This window comes from Candidatus Leptovillus gracilis (assembly GCA_016716065.1).
Taxonomy (GTDB): domain Bacteria; phylum Chloroflexota; class Anaerolineae; order Promineifilales; family Promineifilaceae; genus Leptovillus; species Leptovillus gracilis.
Genome location: JADJXA010000001.1, coordinates 71,117 through 88,816, shown reverse-complemented (window position 1 = coordinate 88,816; position 17,700 = coordinate 71,117). Strand labels below are relative to the sequence as shown.

At 58.5% G+C, this 17,700-nt stretch carries 14 protein-coding genes; 6 read left to right on the top strand and 8 right to left on the bottom strand.

Going from position 1 to position 17,700, the window contains the following annotated elements:
• Positions 1-19: 19 nt before the first annotated feature.
• Complete coding sequence (gene ssnA, locus IPM39_00410; protein MBK8984537.1) at positions 20-1,375, bottom strand: putative aminohydrolase SsnA; 1,356 nt, start codon at positions 1,373-1,375, stop codon at positions 20-22.
• Positions 1,376-1,574: 199 nt separating this feature from the next.
• Here ssnA and trxA point away from each other — a divergent pair, with 199 nt between their 5' ends.
• Together trxA and IPM39_00400 are read left to right on the top strand one after the other, a co-directional pair.
• Positions 1,575-1,907 carry a thioredoxin gene (gene trxA, locus IPM39_00405; protein ID MBK8984536.1) on the top strand — a complete coding sequence of 111 codons (333 nt, stop codon included), beginning with the start codon at positions 1,575-1,577 and terminating at the stop codon, positions 1,905-1,907.
• Positions 1,908-2,118: 211 nt separating this feature from the next.
• Positions 2,119-3,036, top strand: a complete 918-nt coding sequence (locus IPM39_00400) for an LLM class F420-dependent oxidoreductase (GenBank protein MBK8984535.1) — start codon at positions 2,119-2,121, stop codon at positions 3,034-3,036.
• A 26-nt stretch (positions 3,037-3,062) separates the two neighbouring features.
• On the opposite strand, the gene IPM39_00395 is transcribed toward IPM39_00400, so the two are convergent.
• A complete protein-coding gene (locus IPM39_00395; protein MBK8984534.1) occupies positions 3,063-4,286 on the bottom strand; it encodes a hypothetical protein in 1,224 nt (407 codons plus the stop codon).
• Between the two features lie 71 nt (positions 4,287-4,357).
• The gene (locus IPM39_00390; protein ID MBK8984533.1) at positions 4,358-6,397 is read right to left on the bottom strand and encodes a 4Fe-4S dicluster domain-containing protein; all 2,040 of its coding nucleotides are present in this window, start codon (positions 6,395-6,397) and stop codon (positions 4,358-4,360) included.
• A gap of 340 nt (positions 6,398-6,737) precedes the next feature.
• On the opposite strand from IPM39_00390, the gene IPM39_00385 reads away from it, so the two are divergent.
• Positions 6,738-8,114, top strand: coding sequence for a cellulase family glycosylhydrolase (locus tag IPM39_00385; protein MBK8984532.1), 1,377 nt, complete (start codon positions 6,738-6,740; stop codon positions 8,112-8,114).
• Between the two features lie 3 nt (positions 8,115-8,117).
• Positions 8,118-10,235 (top strand): hypothetical protein, encoded by a 2,118-nt coding sequence (locus IPM39_00380; protein ID MBK8984531.1) that lies wholly within the window; start codon positions 8,118-8,120, stop codon positions 10,233-10,235.
• A 19-nt stretch (positions 10,236-10,254) separates the two neighbouring features.
• On the opposite strand, the gene IPM39_00375 is transcribed toward IPM39_00380, so the two are convergent.
• From IPM39_00375 to IPM39_00365, 3 genes are read right to left on the bottom strand one after another with little or no spacing between them, the layout of a single operon-like run.
• Positions 10,255-11,232: a D-cysteine desulfhydrase family protein gene (locus tag IPM39_00375; GenBank protein ID MBK8984530.1), complete on the bottom strand. Its 978-nt coding sequence runs from the start codon at positions 11,230-11,232 to the stop codon at positions 10,255-10,257.
• A gap of 46 nt (positions 11,233-11,278) precedes the next feature.
• On the bottom strand, positions 11,279-12,370 hold the full coding sequence (locus IPM39_00370; protein MBK8984529.1) for a peptidoglycan bridge formation glycyltransferase FemA/FemB family protein: 1,092 nt from the start codon (positions 12,368-12,370) through the stop codon (positions 11,279-11,281).
• 41 nt (positions 12,371-12,411) lie between these two features.
• Positions 12,412-13,473: a peptidoglycan bridge formation glycyltransferase FemA/FemB family protein gene (locus IPM39_00365; protein MBK8984528.1), complete on the bottom strand. Its 1,062-nt coding sequence runs from the start codon at positions 13,471-13,473 to the stop codon at positions 12,412-12,414.
• A 158-nt stretch (positions 13,474-13,631) separates the two neighbouring features.
• On the opposite strand from IPM39_00365, the gene IPM39_00360 reads away from it, so the two are divergent.
• Positions 13,632-14,333, top strand: a complete 702-nt coding sequence (locus IPM39_00360; protein MBK8984527.1) for a hypothetical protein — start codon at positions 13,632-13,634, stop codon at positions 14,331-14,333.
• 34 nt (positions 14,334-14,367) lie between these two features.
• Here the strand turns inward: IPM39_00360 and IPM39_00355 are convergent, their stop codons facing one another.
• Entirely contained in the window at positions 14,368-15,822 is a 1,455-nt protein-coding gene (locus tag IPM39_00355) for an amino acid decarboxylase (GenBank protein ID MBK8984526.1), read from the bottom strand.
• 263 nt (positions 15,823-16,085) lie between these two features.
• On the opposite strand from IPM39_00355, the gene IPM39_00350 reads away from it, so the two are divergent.
• On the top strand, positions 16,086-16,655 hold the full coding sequence (locus IPM39_00350) for a molybdenum cofactor guanylyltransferase (protein ID MBK8984525.1): 570 nt from the start codon (positions 16,086-16,088) through the stop codon (positions 16,653-16,655).
• Between the two features lie 53 nt (positions 16,656-16,708).
• Here IPM39_00350 and folD read toward each other — a convergent pair whose 3' ends face one another.
• Complete coding sequence (gene folD, locus IPM39_00345) at positions 16,709-17,593, bottom strand: bifunctional methylenetetrahydrofolate dehydrogenase/methenyltetrahydrofolate cyclohydrolase FolD (GenBank protein MBK8984524.1); 885 nt, start codon at positions 17,591-17,593, stop codon at positions 16,709-16,711.
• Positions 17,594-17,700: the final 107 nt, after the last annotated feature.

Sequence of the window (17,700 nt, the reverse complement as noted above, 5' to 3'; positions counted from 1 at the left end):
TGGTTCTGAATGGTACAACTCAGGCGCTCAGTTTTTCGAAGCGCTGCCATACTTCGGCGGCCAGTTCGCGGCTGCGGATGGTGATTTCTTCTTCGTCCAGGGTGAGCAGTTTGCGGTCTTGCATGAGTACCTTGCCGGCCACGATGGTCGTGGTGACGGCGCTGGCTTCGAAGCCGAAGATGATGTGCCAGGGCAAATTGCCAGCGCTCAGCGGCGTGGTGGCGTGGTAGTCCACAAAAATCACGTCGGCGGCCGCGCCAACGGCCAGTTTGCCCACGTTGGCCTGGGGCCAGAACATGTTGGCCAGGGCGGCGTTGTTGTAGATTGCCATTTGGGCGATGTCTGCGCCATTGGCCCGGCGCGGGTCGCGGTGGGCCAATTTATGCAGGAAGTAAGCCGCTTTCCATTCGGCCCACATGTTGTTGCTGAAGCCATCGTTGCCCAGGCAGACAGGGATACCCAGGCGCAACATGCCTTCGATGTCGGCCGCGCCGACGGCGTTGTTCATGTTGCTGCGCGGTTGGTGGGTGACCCAGGTTCCCGTTTCGTGCAGCAGCGCCTTTTCGGTGGGGTCTATGTGGATGGCGTGGGCGACGATGCTTTTGGGGCCGAGAATATCGGCGTCGGCCAGGCGGTCCACGACGCGACGGCCGTATTTATAGAGGGAATCGTACTCGTCGGCTTCATGTTCGGCGACGTGGATGTGGAAGCCGGTGTTCAGGTCTTTGGCGGCGTCTACGCAGGCGGCCAGGGTGTCGTCGCTGAGGGAGAGGGAGGCGTGCAGGCCGAAGGTTCCGGCCAACAGGCTGCTGCCGCGCTCTTTGAGCGAATGCAAAAAGCGCACGTTTTCGTCTATGCCCGCCTGCGCTCCGGCCGCGCCGTTGCGGTCGGTGACTTCGTAGCAGAGGGCGGCGCGGACGCCGGCCAGTTCTACGGCGTCGGCGATCTGGTCCAGAGAGTTGTTGATGGCGTTGGGGCTGGCGTGGTGGTCTATGAGGCTGGTTGTGCCGTGTTTGATGGCGTCTACCAGGCAGACCAGGGCGCTGTATTTTACGTCCAGGTCCAGCAGGGCGCGGTCTAAGCGCCACCACAGCCGTTCTAAAATGTCTGGGAAATCTTTCATGGCCGGACCAGGGATGGACATGCCGCGCGCAAATGCGCCGTAGAAGTGGGTGTGGGCGCAGATGTTGCCAGGCATGACGAGTTGGCCGTGGGCGTCGAGATGTTTGGCGTGTGGGTACTGCTCGATGAGGGCGGCGCTGTCGCCGATGTCGGCGATACGGCCGTCTACCAACAGCAGCCCGCCATTCATAATAATTTCATTGGCCGCTCCCCAGGTGACAAGACGGCCGTTGGTGATGAGTAATGGTTCCATAAAGCGATTGTAACCCTCCTTGTCAGGTATGCAATGGACGGCGTCGCCGTTAGACGGCCGTAACAATTAGATTCGTATCAGAGGCCATTATTACACCTTGACAGTGACTTTGCTTCCGTTAAACTCACAGGTAAGAATATCACAGTTCAGGCTGTCCATTAAGCAAATAGAAAAATTTAACCCGTAAGGAGTTTTGAATATGGCTGAACCAATTAATGTAACCGATTCTGCGTTTCAGGCAGAAGTCTTGGAATCTGATAAGCCGGTATTGGTGGACTTTTGGGCGGAATGGTGTGGCCCTTGCCGCATGATTGCCCCCTCGGTAAAAGAAATCGCCGCGGAGTATGATGGCGTTTTGAAAGTCGCCAAAATGGATGTGGATGACAACCCGATGACCCCAGGCCGCTATGGCATTTCCGGCATTCCCACGTTGATGGTTTTCAAAGGTGGGGAAGTGGTGGCGCGTATTGTTGGCGCGATGCCTAAAGACCGTCTGGTGGCGCAGATTTTGCCCCATATTAGCAAGAATTAGGGCGTGAGCCGTGTACCGTAAACCGTGAACGGTGAACCGTAGTCCGTGAACGGTGAGCCGTGATACGTTGTTAGGATGCGAAAGAAGCCATTGATCGTGGACGTAAGGCCGGGGTCAGTGGCTTTTTTGTTGCTATACTGGCAAAGGGCATCATCTGATATCTTTGTCACCTTGTCAGATGTCACCTTGTTACCTTTTTGTAGGAGATAAGATGATTGAATTGGCGATTATGGTTGAAGGGCAAGATGGGTTGAATTGGCCGCGGTGGCAGCGGATGGCAACGGCCGTTGAAGACCTCGGTTTTGTCGGGCTGTACCGCTCCGATCATTACACCAATGCCAGCCCGCCGGACAAAGATTCGCTGGAATTATGGGTGTCGCTGACCTGGTTGGCGGCCCATACGCGGCGCATTGAGTTTGGCCCGTTGGTATCACCGGTTTCCTTCCGCCAGCCAACGATGACGGCGCGCATGGCCGCGGCGGTGGATGATCTGGCAAACGGCCGTCTCTCTCTGGGTCTCGGCGCGGGTTGGCAGGAGCGGGAACACACCAATTATGGCTGGGATTTGCTGGACGTACCCGGCCGTTTTGCCCGGTTTGAGGAAGGTCTGGAGATTATCAGCCACCTGCTGCACAGCGCAGAACCGCTGGACTTTGCCGGCGCTTATTACCAACTCCATGAGGCGGTGCTGCTGCCGCGCCCACAGCGGCTGGCCGGCCCACCCATTCTCATTGGCGGCAACGGGCCGAAGCGCACACTGCCCCTGGCGGCAAAGTACGCGCGGGAATGGAACGCTGTTTACATTTCGGCGGCGGAATTTGCGGCGAAGAGCCGGTTGTTGGATGAGCTGTTGGCGGCGAACGGCCGTGCCCCGGCCGAAGTGCGCCGCTCGCTGATGACCCGCGTGGAAATTGGCGACGAAGCGGCGCTGGCGCAAAAAATCGCCTCTAAATTATCCATCGCTGAACTGCGGGCGCGGGGACTGGTGCTGGGCACGCCGGACGACATTGTGCAGCAGTTGGGCGTGCTGGCCGAGGCTGGCGTGCAGCGGGTGATGCTGCAATGGCTGAACCTGGACGATCTGGATGGTTTAGAGATTCTGGCGCGAGATGTGCTGGGTCAGTTGTAGGGCTGTGCTCTCCAGAGCAGCCAGCCTTATTTTACCACCAGCGGCACAAAAACCGGTGGCTGCGTCGTTAGCAAGAAGGTGATGGCGATGGATTGCGGCGAATTGGCAGCGCTGCCACCATTCATGTGCAAGGTGGTGGTGTGCAGGCCGGGCGTGAGTCCGGTGCGGGCGGCGGTGAGGAGAACGGCCGTATTTCCCCCTGCGGCAATCGTCCCACCGGTCACATCGGTCGTCAGCCAGTTGACAGCCGGGTTTTGGCTGAGATTCCAGGTGAGCGGTTCGCCGCCGCTATTGCCGATGAGTAGGGTGCGGGTCTGTGTTTGCGGGCCATCGTGTTGTAGGGCGAAGCTGACGGCCGTTGGGCTGACGGTTAACACTGGTGGTTCCACCACCGGCAGATTCAGCCAGATGGCGTCGTTGGCGCTGCGCACCGTGCTGCCATTGCGAATTTCGGCGTAAACCGTTTTCTGGCCGCTGCCGCTGCTGAGCTGCCAACTGCTGGCGGCGGCAAAGGGCTGCCATGCCGCCCAACTGCCATTTTCGTTGCGGAAGCGCATCTCTGTGGCCCAGCCTGTTCCGTACATGTACAAATTCACCTGCCGCGTCGTCGTTTCATACGCTTCGCGGTTGATGACCACCGGCATTACGCTCTCAATCCGGCCAAAGTTTTGTGTCCAGTAGCGATAAAACGGGCCGTGCCCGCCGCCGTCCGGGTTGCAGCCGCCGGCGTCGTAGCGCACGTTGTTGGCGTCGCCATCCTGGTAGACATAACCAATGCCGATTTCGCGCACACTGGTGGAGAGGATGTTGGCGCGGTGGCCGGAACTGTTCATCCAACCGGTCATCACGGCCGTTGGCGTGCCATACCCGGCGGCGATATTTTCAGAGGCAGCGTTCCAGCCCGTGTACCCGGCGGCGTTCATCCGGTCCCAGGGGGACTTTTTGGTATCCAGGTCGCAGTGGGCAAAAAAATTGCGTATAGCCATGTTGGTGCTGTGGGTCTCGGCGGCGTTGTCTAAGAGGGTGTTGCCTTTCAGGGGCGGAAGCTGGCCGTTATTCCAGCGCTCCTGGTTGACAATCTCCAGGACTTGTTCTTCAAAGGTGGCGGCGAGTACGGCCGTTCCCCCTTCCAGGTTATCCGGCATTCCCGGCACAACCGGACCATCCGGCGGGGCAGGTGGATCCGCGGCGAAAACGGCCGGGACGGTGAGGACGATGATCAGAATGAGGAAAAGAGTTAAACGCTGCATGGGCAAGATCTCTGATGGTAGGTTGGGTTGGTTTGAAAGCTAACCTACCCAACCTACCCACGAACCAACCCCTACGCCATCGCCTCCAACACGATCTGGGCCACGTCTTTCACTTGCATCGGTTGGCCTTCTTCGGTGTTGGCGTCCTTCATCATGGTCATACAGAAGGGGCAGCCAACAGCCAGCGTGGTTGCGCCAGTGTGGTGGGCTTCCTTGAAGCGGTTCATGCTCACCGCTTCCGTGCCATGCTCTTCTTCTTTCCACATCTGCGCGCCGCCGGCACCGCAGCAGAAGGAGTTTTTCTTGTTACGGTCCATTTCCAGCAGCGTCATGCCGGCCTGAGCCAGAGCATCGCGCGGGGCATCTATGACGCTGTTGTGGCGGCCCAGGTAACAGGGGTCGTGGAAGGTGACTTTTTCCAGGGCACGGCCGTTTAGCCGCAATTTACCTTTCCCCACCAGGTCGGCAATCAACTGGGTATGGTGGAACACCTGATAATGGCCGCCCAACTCGCCATATTCCTTGCCGATGGTGGTAAAGCAGTGTGGGCAGCTTGTCACAATCTTCTTTTGATCCGCGCCCACGCCGTTCAGCGTTTCGATGTTGCCCATCGCCATTTCGTAGAATAGATACTCGTTCCCGGCGCGGCGGGCCGAATCGCCGGTGCAGGTTTCGGCGTCGCCCAACACGGCAAAACTGACGCCCGCCTCGTGCAGAATGGTGGCGACAGCCCGGACCACCTCCTGCGAGTCTGGGTTGAACGCCCCGGCGCAGCCGACCCACAACAGATATTCGTAATCGGGGTTTTCTTCGGCCAGAGGCACTGCAAACGGCAGCGACGCAGCCCATTCCATGCGGCTTTCCTTGGACTGCCACGGGTTGCCGGTGCGTTCCATGCCGACAAAGGCGATTTTGAGCTGGTCGGGGAAGGCGCTGGCCATCAACACCTGGTCGCGGCGGATGTCCATAATGTCCAGCATGGGGGCGTTGCCTACCGGACACGCCTCGATGCACGCGCCGCAAGCCGTGCAGGCCCATACCGCGCTCTGGCTGATGATCATATCCATCAGCGGGATGCCCGCGCTGTTCCCATTGCCGCCATTGACGCTGCCGCCAGCGGCCAGGGCGGCCATGTTGTCGCGGATGTAATAGCGTTTGTTCACTTCCAGAGCGGCCGGCGATAATTCTTTGCCGGTATTGTACGCCGGGCACGCTTCCTGGCAGCGGTTACACATGATGCAGGCGAACGCATCCACAAGCTGCGTCTGGCTTAAATCAAAAAGATCGGCAGCCCCAAACTGCTCAATGCTTTCATCTTCCAGGTTCAGGGCAAACATCTGGCCCAGGTAGGTGCGCTCCGGGTTGGTCATGAAGTTGAATGGGCCAACCATCAGATGGAAATGTTTGGTGTAGGGGAAGTAGGGAAGGAACAGCAGCACCAGACCGACGGCGACCCAAAAGGTCATGTGCCAGCCAATCATCAATGTGCTTTCTGGCAGCCCGACCAGGCTGCGGGCGATCAGCGAAGCGAATGGCTCCCAGGGGTCCAGCCCGTGGGCGGCGTTCAGGAAGGCGGACCCCAGCAGGCGGCAGCCAACATGCAGAAAAATGAAGACGATGACGATGAGCGAGTCGCGGTTGACGCCGTTTTCCAGGCGCGCTTTGGGGTGGAGCAAGACGTTTTCCCGGATTTTCAGGACTGGGTCTTTGGTGGCAAAGCGGCGGATGAAGAAATAGACAATACCGGCCAAAACAGCCACGCTGAACAAGTCGGCCAGCAGATTGTAAACGTCGAAAATGATGTTGTCGGGCAGGTGAAAACCGGTGATTAGCCCTTCCAAAATGTCCAGGAAGTTGACCAGGAAGTAGAAAATAAACCCCCAGGCGACGCCCCAATGAAAAATAGAAGCCAGGCGGCGGCGTTTGAGGATGTTGCCCTGACCAAACAAAGCGATGACGCCGGTCAGCAGGCGTTGGGGGAGATGGTCAAAACTCAGCTTTCCTTGACCTCGCAGGACGATGCGGATCACTTGTCCGAAGGTGTAATAGGAGGCTACCAGGGAGAAGATCATCAGCAGCGCAAACAATAGTTTTTCGATTCCAGTTAACATGCACACCTCTCCTTGTCATGGCGACAGTGTAAAGATAAAACGGCCCCTCTGCCCGATGCCAGCAAGTTTACCGATGGTTGGTGTATTGACAATACATTCAGCGGCTAATCTGCGGTTAATGTTCGGCCAATTGTAGCATAGTTTTGACGCACTGCATCATTTTTATAACAAAGGGACCTGTGTCGTTTTTTTATGACAAAGGGACCTGCATCGTTTTTTTATGACAAAGGGACAAAGGAACAAAAGGGACAAAGGAAGAGAAAGTGTTGCGACATCTTTGTATCTTTGTTCCTTTGTAATAAATTCCCCCCGATCCGGGTTGAGGTATAATCACGACTTCATGAATACAAGATTGCTGCGGGCGTGGAAAATGATGGTGGGAACGGCCCTGGTCTTACTGATAGCGGCTTTGTTTCCGCCTACCCTGGATTTGTATGAGCTGACAGGCGAGGAGAATCTGGCGGCGCAGCTGCGGGGGGTGGTGCATTGGCTGAACACGGCCGTTCGCCCCCAACCTTCTCTCGCGTTGGAAGCAGCTGTGCAGCCTACGGCCGTGTCCCCCTTCGCCGCCAATACCTTTTTGCAGCAAGAAGTCGAGCCAGCCAAACGGGAACAAAGCCTGCAACTGCTGCGCGACGCCGGTTTTCGCTTCATTCGCCAGGAATTCACCTGGGAAGACATCGAAATTCACGGCAAAGGGGAGTTTGAAGACCGGCGCAACGTCGCGGCCATTGGCGTGGTGGATGCCTGGGCCAAATACGACAATATTGTGGACCTGGCCGAAGCCTACGACGTGCAAATCATTGCCCGTCTGAGCAACCCGCCGGCCTGGACACGGGCGCTAACAGACACCATTGGCACGTATGCGCCGCCGGACGATTTTGCCGATTTTGGCGATTATGCGGCGGCGGTGGCGCAGCGTTACCAGGGGCGCGTTCACTATTACCAGTTGTGGAACGAACCCAACGGCAACCAGGAGTGGGGGCTGCAAGATGTGGACCCGGAAGCATACACAGCGCTGTTGTGCGAGGGCTACCGGCGCATCAAAGAAGTAGACCCGCAAGCAGTTATTTTGGCCGCTGCCCTGACGCCAACGCTGGCAATGGACGGCCGTCACATGAACGACCTCATCTTCCTCCAGCGGATGTATAACGCCGGGGCCGCCGACTGTTTCGACGTGGCTGCGGCGCAGGGGTACGGCCTCTGGTCGGGGGCGACCGACCGGCGGCTGCGCCCCACCGTCATCAACTACCCGCACAACTTGTTTATCCGTGACCTGATGGTGCGCAATGGCGACGCCGAAAAGCCTATCTGGATCAGCGAGATGGGTTGGAACACAGCCCCAGAGCCAATTCCGGCGACTTACGGCCGTGTTAGCGAAGAACAGCAGGCGCGTTACACCGTCGAAGCGTTCCAGCGGCAGCAGGCCGAATGGCCCTGGGTGGGGGTAAACGCTGTTTGGTTCTTCAGGCGCCCGGCCGATTGGGAAATGGGCGAAGCATGGTACTACTTCCGCATGATGGAGCCGGACTTTACGCCGCTGCCGGTGTTTACGGCCGTCGCCGAATACGCCACAAGCGACCAAACCATCAAGACCAGACCGGCTTGGCTGACGGCGTGGGATGGGGTACGGCCGTTCCTCTTCACTTTCAGCAGCGCCATCCTCTTTTTTGCGCTGCTCTGGTTCCTGGCGCCAAAATCGAAGATTGGAGATTAGAGATTGGAGACTGGCGACTCTCTCTCTTCCGCACCTCCGCGCCTTCCGCGCTCTCCGCGGTTTAAAAAACTCGCTCTGGCCGTCCTCCTGTTGTGGTTGGCGACGTGGCTGCGCTTTCATCACCTGGGCGCGCAATCTTTTTGGAACGACGAGGGCAACAGCGCCCGCCTCAGCGAACGCACTATCCAGCTTATTCTCGAAGGCACGGCCAGCGACATTCATCCGCCCCTCTACTATCTGCTGCTGCGCGGCTGGCGCGAACTGCTGGGTGACACCGAATTTGCCTTGCGCGCCCTGTCCGCCTTTGCCGGGCTGCTCGTCGTGCCCCTGGCCCTGGCGGGCAATCGTCAATTGTCAATCGTTAATCGTCAATCGCCAATGTGGCTGCTGGTGGGTCTGCTGGTGGGGCTGATTACGGCCGTTTCCCCCCCGCTGATCTATTACAGCCAGGAAGCGCGGATGTATGCCCTGCTGGGTTTGCTGGCGGCGCTGGCGACGTGGCTTTTATTGCGGATTGCGGATTGCGGATTGCGGATTGCGGATCACCGATCACGGATTACGTTCATGACGGCTTATGTGCTGACGGCCGCTGCTGGACTTTATACCCACTACTTCTTCCCCGCCGTCCTGGCGGCTCACGGCGTAGTCGTCGTGGCAATTGCCGCCAAAGATTGGTTCAACCATCAACCGTCAACCGTCAATCCTTCGGCAAGCTCAGGACCCATCGTCCATCCTTCGGCAAGCTCAGGACCAAACGTCCATCCTTCGGCAAGCTCAGGACCCATCGTCCATCCTTTGGCAAGCTCAGGACCCATCGTCCATCGTCCATCGTCCATCCTCTATTTCCTCCAATGGGCCGCCATGATGGCCGTCGTCTTCTTGCTCTACCTGCCCTGGCTGCCCACTTTTCTGGCGAACGTGGGCGGTGGCGGGGCGATACGGCCGTCGCTGCTCCCCTTCCTGGCCGATACATTCTTCTGGTTGGGTTTTGGCGCCACTGTTGGCCCGCCGACCATTCCCTGGTCGTTTGTGGCATTGGGTGTGCTGCTGGTGATCGGCCTGGTGTTCAATTGGGGCTGGCAAACGGCCGTTGCCCTCATCACCCTGCTTGTCCCCATCCTGTTCCTCTATCTGTCCGGGGCCACATCGCCGCAGTATTTTAAGTTTCTAACGGCCGTCATCGTCCCGTTTGCCCTGGTGGTCGGTGGTGGGTGGCGCGTGCCGCCTGACGAATGGCGGACGGCGGGCAAGACCGGCTGGCTGCTGCCCGCGGCCCTCTTCCTCCTCTATTTTTTTGGCGTTTCCCAATCCCTCCATAATCTCTACAACAACCCCGCCTACGCCCGCGCCGATTATCGCGCTATGGCGGCGCGCATCCTCGCCGAGAATTGGCCGGACGCCGGGATTATTCTCAACGCCCCCAACCAGTGGGAGGTGTTCACCTACTACCACCGCCACGGCGCGCCGGTCTACCCGCTGCCGCTGCAAGGCATGGCCGCCGATGCCGTGGCTGCCGAACTAAGCGCCATCGCCGCCAACCACGACCGGCTGTATGTGATTTATTGGGGCGACGCGCAGCAAGACCCGCAGCGCTGGGTGGAGCGCTGGCTGGATGAGCATACATTCAAGGCGACAGAGGAGTGGGTGAAGGACGTGCGCTTTGCCGTCTATGCTGTGCCCGATGCGCCAGCGACAGAGATGGAGACGTTGGCGGCCATCCCCTTCGGCAGCGCCATCACCCTGCAAGGCTATACTTTAGGCGAGACGACGCTCGCGCCAGGGGAAATTGCGCAGGTGACACTGTTCTGGCAAACGGCCGTGCCTCTCGCGCAGCGCTATAAAGTGTTCCTGCATCTGGTGGGGGAAGATGGGCCGCCCGTCGCCCAACGGGACAGTGAACCGGGTGGCGCGCTGAAGCCAACCACCATCTGGCCGCCCGGCGAAACCATCAGCGACAATCACGGCTTGCTCATCCCGGCCGACCTACCGCCGGGCAGCTATACGCTTTTGTTGGGACTCTATGACCTGGCTGACCCCACCGCGCGGCTGCCGGTGGCGGCGGAAACGGCCGTGAACAATGCCCTTCCACTGGCCCAGATTACCGTAATCCGTAGTCCGTAAACGGAACACGGAACACCCCTCAAACCAATCGCTCGGCGAAAGCAGGTAGGGCGGCCGTTCCGCCGGTGTGCCAGAACAGCACCGTCTGCCCCCGCGTAAAGGCTCCCCAACGGATCAGATCAATCAAGCCGCCCATCGCCCGGCCGGTGTACACCGGGTCTAGCAAAATGCCTTCCAACTGGGCCACCATCTGGATGGCCTCTCGTTCCGTCTCGCCGACCATGGCGTAGCCTTCGCCCAAATAATCGTCGTTGACGATGATCTGGTCGGCCAGCGAAAGCATACCCATTCCCAGGTGGGTGGCTGTGGCCGTGGCCAGGGCGGCCACCTGGGTTTGCAGGCTGGCCGCCGGGTGGTCTACGCTGATGCCGATGCTTTCGCCGCGAAAACCATAAATGGCTGCGCCCAACACAATGCCCGCCTGTGTGCCGCCGCTGCTGCTGGCAAAGATGATAAAGTCTACATTCAGGCGGTCGGCCTGAAGTTGGCCGGTTAATTCCTGCATGGCCTTTACGTAGCCGGTGGCCCCCATCACGTTCGAGCCACCCAGAGGGATGGTATAGGGTTTGCGTCCCAAGGTGCGCAGTTCGGCGGTCACTTCGCCCATCACTTCCTGGCGGGGACGGCTGCCAGACCAGTACACATGCGCCCCCAGAAGTTGGTCTAGCAGCAAATTGCCCGTCACTTCCGTGGGCGGCGCGCCGCTGAGGACAACGCTGCATCCCAGGCCAAATTTGGCGGCGGCGGCGGCCGTCTGGCGGCAGTGGTTGCTCTGCGGCGCGCCGGTTGTTACCAGATGGTCGCAGCCCTGGGCCAGAGCGTCGGCCACCAGAAATTCCAGCTTGCGGGTCTTGTTACCGCCGGTCGCCAGCCCGGTCTGGTCGTCGCGTTTGATCAGCAGGCGCGGCCCGCTGAGGTGTTTGCTGAGGCGGGGCATTTCTTCCAGTGGGGTGGGCACATGGGCGATGGCTACATGGTCGGGATATTTAGGCGTCATGGTTTGGTTACTCCAGGCTCAATTGTCAATTGTTAATTGTCAATTGTCAATCGCTTGCGGCGCGGCGACGGAGGAAATTGAGATAGTTGGGCATGACGGCCGTATACACCCAATACCAAAACGGCCGGGGGGTATAATCCCATGCGCCAATGTGACGCACGACTTCACCGTTGAAGCCCTGCTTGAAGCGCCAGACGCCCCAAAGCGGGTCAGTTTCCACAAATTCATTGGGTGCGCCCCAAAGATCGTACACTTGCGCGCCTTGTGCTTTGCTCCAGCGGATGGCCTCCCATTGCAGCAGATAGGTCGGCATCCGGTTGCGTTCCTCGTTGGTAGATGCGCCGTACATGTAGATGACTCGGCTGCCAAAGCGAATGAGGATGATGGCGGCGACGGCCGTTCCCGCATATTCCGCCAGGATGGGGTGGGCCATGCGCTCCTGGTAAAACGACTGCCAGGCGTCCAGGTAATAATCGGTGGGACGGATGGTAAACTGGTCGCGCACGGCCGTTTCCTGGTACATCTGCACAATGGCCGGGAAATCGGCGTCTGTGCCATGCCGGATGGTGATCCCTTTACGGCCGGCCAGACCAATGTTGTAGCGCGTTTTTTGCTTCATGCTTGCCAGCAAGTCTTCTTCGCTGCGTGTCAGGTCTAGCTCTACCGTGTTACGGAACTGCACCTGGTCGGCGGAGAAGCGCCAGCCTCGCTGCGCCAGTTCGGTGGTGAACTTATGGCCGGTGGGCGACGGCCGTTCCGTTTCTTCGCCCCAACTTTTCACCACGTCGGGATCAATCTTGATAAAAATCGCCTTTTCGCGGCGGGCCAACTGCTCCAACTCGGCCAACACCACCCGGCGCAGGGGGCCATCATGGTAATCGAGAATAGGGCCTTTGGGCGCGTACAAAATAGAAAATGGCAGGCGCGGAACCTGGCGCTTCAACACCAGGGCGGCGGCCAGCGGCTCCCATTTATTTTCGGCTACCGTTAACAGCAGGGGGATGGCCTGCCAGCCCCAACGCGCCTTAAACTGCCCCCAGGCCCAGCTTTGCAGGGCATGAGAATCGGGCAGTTGTCCCAAAGCGTGGCTCCAGACGGCCGGCGACACGGCGGTTTTGAAGGTGGAAGCGCGGTACATAGTTGGGAGTTGGGAGTTGATAGTGAACTATCCACTATCAACTATCCACTTCTTCTCCTCTGATAGAGGCGATAGACGAGGCGGTTGTAGACGCGGTCGGCGGGGCCGACGGTGCGTTGAATCTGGCCGCCGTAGCCCCGTTTGGCGCGGTAGACGCCCCACAGGCCGTCGCCGCGATCAGAGAAGTTAGCCTCCAGTTCTTCTTCTGGGGCATCGGGAATGCCCCAAAGGTCGTAGGTGTGGCAGCCTGTGGTTTTGGCCCATTGAATGGCTGCCCATTGCAGGGCGTAGGTGGGCATTCGCTGGCGCTCCTCGTCACCTGATGCGCCGTAGAGATAGATGGCTTTGCCGGCGTAGGCGGAGACCATGATGGCGGCTAACGGCCGTCCGGCAAACTCTGCCAGGAAAAAAGCCAGGTGGTCGTCGGGGGCAAACAATTCAAACACCGATTTGTAGTATTGCGGGTCGTGAACGCCAAAGCCATCGCGCCGGGCGGTAATCTGCATGAGGGCGTTAAAGACAGGCAGGTCGGCGGCCGTGCCGCGGCGCACCGTCACCTCTTTGCGCTCGGCCAGGCGGATGTTGTAGCGCGTTTTTTGCTTCATGGCCGCCAGGATGTCGTCGAGAGACGGCCGTAAATCAATCAGCACCGTGTTCGGGGGTTGGATGGTGTCGGTGTCTGGCAGCAGGTCGTGGCGGGCGCAGAGGGCGGCCCATTCGTCGGGCGGCATGTCGGTCTGCCACAGCAGCGGCTCCATCTTCACCAATCCCGCGCCGCGTTGGTACGCCGCCTGGTCAATCTGGTCCAGCAGCACCCTGACTTGCTCTTCGTCGCCCCAGTTCAGCAGCGGCCCATGCGGGACGTAGGCCATTTTCACCAGGCCCAGGGCAGCGGATTTGAACAGCACCTGCGCGCCGGCGACGAGACGGCCGTTTTGCCGCAGCCAGACGCGCTGCGAAGACCAGTTAAAGCGATTTTTCAGCCGCGCCCAATTGGTGGTTTGCAAAATGCTGCCCTGAGGATGGGCGGCGACAAACGCATCCCAGGTGGCGTCTTCTTGGCTGTAGGATTGTTCTTCCAGGGTAAACCATTTATCAAACATTGCGGGGAGGATATATACCTGATTGACGGCCGTTCGGCAAAAAGCTGTAGGCTGTTCACTGTTAGCCTCCAGCTTATGACGTATGGCTTAAAGCTTTCCCATGCGTTTGGTGTTACAATTTTGTTCTCCTGAAATGAATTAAAAAAGAGGGCAGACAAATGGCACAAATACGGGCGCTTTATAACCTTCAACAAATAGACAGCGAAATCAGAGTAAAGAAACAACGTCTGGGCGAAGTGTTACGCGCCCAGAAAGAAGTGACCGAATTGCAGACAGCGCGGCAGCAGGCGGAAACGGCCGTAAAAACCCTGCGGACCGCCCAGGCCGAGCGACAAAACCTGACCCTGGAGTTGGAAAGCCTCAACGAAAAAACCAAACGGTCTGAAGAGCGCCTTTATTCTGGCAGCGTTAAAAATACCAAAGAATTGGCCGATTTGCAGCAAGAGGTCGCTGCTTTGGAGCGGCGGCGCAAGATGCTGGAGGATGAAATCCTGGCAGCAATGTCTCGCATCGAACAGGCGGAAACAGAAAACAGGGCTGCCGAAAAATCTTTGGCGGTTGTCGAAGGGCGCTGGCAGCAAAAGATAGCCGATTGGCAGCAGGAACAACAAGAATTGGCTCTGCGCCTGCACCGGCTGATGGGTGAACGCCAGAAACAGGCGGCTTTGCTTACCCCCGATTCGTTGACCAAATACGACACTATCGCCCGCCAGCATAAAAACGCCGTGGCCGTGGCCGGATTGAAGGGCAACGAATGTCAGGCCTGCTTTATGATTGTGTCGGCTGCCAGAGTAAAGACCGCTGAACAGGGTGAAATGGCCTACTGCGGCGGCTGCGGCCGAATTTTGTACCCAATTTAAGCGAGCAGCGATTATCACCGCTGGTCGCCACCAGCTACATTTCCCTCAATTTTTCTTGCAGCAGCTCCCAGGCATACTGGATGTGGCTCTCTTCGGTACGGATGTTGCCGATAGCCAGACGTAGGGTATAGGCTCCCTTCAGTTTGGTGTGGGATAGGAAGATTTGGCCGGTTTTGTTAACGGCCGTCAGCAGCCTTTCATTCAGCATATTCAACTGTTCCGGGTTGTCCAGACGGCGCGGATGGGCACGGAAGCAGACGGTACTCAGCGGCGTGGGGGCCAGACGCTCAAAGTCTGGCGCGGCGTCTATCCAGCCAGCCAACATGGCCGCCAGCCGAATATGTTCTCGCAGCCGGGCAATCAACCCCTCCTGCCCATACGCCCGCAGCACAAACCACAACTTCAGCGACCGGAAGCGGCGACCAAGCTGCACACCATAATCCATATAATCAATCACAGCGTTGGCCTCCGTCTCGGCATTGCGCAGATATTCCGGCAGCAGGCTAAAAGCGCGCCGCAGTATGTCTGGGTGGCGGGTGTAAAAGGCGCTCAGGTCCATTGGGGTAAAGAGCCATTTGTGCGGATTGGTGACGAAGGAATCGGCCCGCGCGACGCCATCTAGCAGGTGGCGTTGTTCGGGGATGATGGCCGCCACGCCGCCATAAGCGCCATCTACGTGCAGCCACAGGCCATATTTTTCGGCGATGTCGGCGATGGCCGGCACGGGGTCTATGCTGGTGGTGGAGGTGGTTCCCACGCTGGCGCAGACGAAGAAGGGACGATAACCGGCGGACAGGTCTTGGAGAACGGCCGTTTCCAACGCCGCCGCATCCATCCTAAACTGCTCATCGCTGGCGATTTTGATCACGTTTTCTTGCCCAATTCCCAAGACAATCGCCCCTTTCTCCACCGACGAGTGGGTCTGGTCGGATATGTAGGCGCGTAAACGGGGCGTGTCGCTGCGGCCGACCAGCCCCTGACGACGCACATCCAACCCGGCCACCGCTTCACGGGCGATGGCGACGGCAATCATACTAGACATCGAAGCGCCGTCCATGATCACGCCGGCAAAATCGGCCGGCAAGCCCAATAACTGCCGCAGCCAGTTCAATGTCACCTCTTCCAGCTCGGTGGCTGCCGGTGACGTGCGCCATAACATGCCGTTGACATTCAGCGCGGCAATCAACATCTCCGCCAAAATGCCCGGCGCAGAGCCGGTGGTGCTGAAATAGGCGTGGAAACTGGGGTGGTTCCAATGGGTGATGCCCGGCAGGATGATCTGCTCGAAATCGGTGATGATGGCCGCCAGTGGGTCTGGCTGTTCGGGAACGGCCGTTGGCAGCTGCGCCTTAATCTCACCGGGCTGGCTGCGCGACAAAACTGGATACTGCTCTGGATGCGCCAGGTACTCGGCGATCCACTCCACCAATTGGTGTCCGGTCTGGCGAAATTCTTGTAAATCCAGTTCGCCCTGGTAGCTGTCTGACATGTTCTCCTCCGCATCGCTTCAAGATTAGATGAAAGTTATACCTGCCTGACAGGTAAATTGCACGGCAAATGCAAAGCCGCAGAAATTCTCCTGTTGGCCGTGACTCAAAATGGAGGATGTCCTTTACAAAACTATTGCGGGACATTATCATGCGGAGAGCCTGTACGGGGCGATGGCTGTGGACCAGCGGTGCTGGCTGACGCGGTGGCTGTTGATTTGCAGGCTGACAAGTACGAGTACGGGTTCTTTTGCTGAGGAAAACGATGGATGAGACGACGGTAGCGATTATGGCCGGGGGGAAAAGCAGCCGCATGGGGCGCGATAAATCATTTGTGTTGTTCCAGGGACGGCCGTTAATTGAAGTGGTCATCGAGCGCGTGGCCGGTCTGGGCGCGGAGACGATCCTCATCACCAATAAACCGGCCGATTACGCCCACCTGGGGCTGCCGATGTTTAGCGATGTGTACCCGGATTGTGGGCCGTTGGGGGGGATTTATACGGCCGTTCACCACGCCAGCCACGCCTATACCCTCGTCGTTGCCTGCGACATGCCCTGGCTAAACCGCGATTTGCTGCAATACCAGATCGGTCTGCGCCAGCAAGCCGATGTGATTGTGCCCCGTTGGGACAAATTCCCCGAACCGCTGCACGCTGTTTACAGCCGGGCGTGCCTGGCCCCCATTGAAACCAATTTACGCGCCCAAATGTTCAAAATCACCAGCTTTTTTGGCCGCGTCACCGTGCGGTTTGTGGAACGAGAGGCGATAGAGCGGCTGGATGCGAACGGCCGTTCCTTTGCCAACCTCAACACGCCGGAAGACCTGGAACAATGAACGATGAAGTAGGAACGATGAACGGCATAGGTCCGCCGTCCATCGTTCTCGGTTTATCGTTTCGCCAGGGCTATCTCCGCGGCGCGGAGTGTGTTCTTCATGAGCATGGCAATGGTCATCGGGCCAACGCCACCAGGGACGGGCGTAATTGCTCCCGCCACCTCTTTGGCCGACTCGAAGTCTACGTCACCGACCAGTTTGTACCCCCGTTTGTCGCTGGCGTCGTCTACCCGATTGATGCCTACGTCAATGATCGCCGCACCCGGTTTGATCATATCGCCGGTGATCATATTGGCCCAACCAATGGCGGCTACGACAATATCGGCGCGGCGCACGTGGGCGGCCAAATCTTTGGTGCGGCTGTGGCAAATGGTCACTGTGGCGTCTGCCTTTTGCAGCAGCATCGCCATTGGCAGCCCCACAATGTTGGAACGGCCGACAATCACTGCATCCGCCCCCTTTGTGACAATGCCAGAGCGCTCCAGCAAGACCATACAGCCATACGGCGTACAAGGGATAAATAACGGGTCGCGCCCTTTCATCGCCAACCGCCCGATATTCACCGGGTGAAAGCCGTCCACATCTTTTTCCAGGTCAATGGCGTTGAGAACGGCTTCTTCGTTGATATGCTTCGGCAGCGGAAGCTGTACCAAAATACCATTGATGGTCGGGTCGGCGTTTAGCTCAGACACCAGAGCGATCACTTCAGCCTGGGAAGCGTCCGCCGGCAAGACATGGCCGATGGAGCGGATGCCCAGTTTTTCGCAAGTGCGCTGCTTCATGCGCACGTAAGTGCTGGAAGCCGGGTCTTCGCCGACTAAAACGGTGGCCAGGCCCGGGGTATAGCCGTGTTGGGCTTGCATTTGGGTAACGGCCGTTTTTACTTCTTCTTTCACTTGTTCGGCGATGGCAATGCCATCAATGAGTTGTGCAGTCATATGTATCGGTCCTTTAGGGTGGGAAATGGTTTCCAATAAAACAAAAGACCCCCGGCGTACAGCACGGAGGTCTTACAATAGCATATCTGTTTTGGCATAGGCAGCGC

Excerpts from the sequence above, each read along its gene's own strand:
- folD (MBK8984524.1), bottom strand. The coding sequence starts at position 17,593 with ATGACTGCACAACTCATTGATGGCATTGCCATCGCCGAACAAGTGAAA.
- IPM39_00375 (MBK8984530.1), bottom strand. The coding sequence starts at position 11,232 with ATGACGCCTAAATATCCCGACCATGTAGCCATCGCCCATGTGCCCACC.
- ssnA (MBK8984537.1), bottom strand. The coding sequence starts at position 1,375 with ATGGAACCATTACTCATCACCAACGGCCGTCTTGTCACCTGGGGAGCG.
- IPM39_00350 (MBK8984525.1), top strand. The coding sequence starts at position 16,086 with ATGGATGAGACGACGGTAGCGATTATGGCCGGGGGGAAAAGCAGCCGC.
- trxA (MBK8984536.1), top strand. The coding sequence starts at position 1,575 with ATGGCTGAACCAATTAATGTAACCGATTCTGCGTTTCAGGCAGAAGTC.
- IPM39_00355 (MBK8984526.1), bottom strand. The coding sequence starts at position 15,822 with ATGTCAGACAGCTACCAGGGCGAACTGGATTTACAAGAATTTCGCCAG.
- IPM39_00365 (MBK8984528.1), bottom strand. The coding sequence starts at position 13,473 with ATGTTTGATAAATGGTTTACCCTGGAAGAACAATCCTACAGCCAAGAA.
- IPM39_00370 (MBK8984529.1), bottom strand. The coding sequence starts at position 12,370 with ATGTACCGCGCTTCCACCTTCAAAACCGCCGTGTCGCCGGCCGTCTGG.
- IPM39_00360 (MBK8984527.1), top strand. The coding sequence starts at position 13,632 with ATGGCACAAATACGGGCGCTTTATAACCTTCAACAAATAGACAGCGAA.
- IPM39_00385 (MBK8984532.1), top strand. The coding sequence starts at position 6,738 with ATGAATACAAGATTGCTGCGGGCGTGGAAAATGATGGTGGGAACGGCC.
- IPM39_00395 (MBK8984534.1), bottom strand. The coding sequence starts at position 4,286 with ATGCAGCGTTTAACTCTTTTCCTCATTCTGATCATCGTCCTCACCGTC.
- IPM39_00390 (MBK8984533.1), bottom strand. The coding sequence starts at position 6,397 with ATGTTAACTGGAATCGAAAAACTATTGTTTGCGCTGCTGATGATCTTC.
- IPM39_00400 (MBK8984535.1), top strand. The coding sequence starts at position 2,119 with ATGATTGAATTGGCGATTATGGTTGAAGGGCAAGATGGGTTGAATTGG.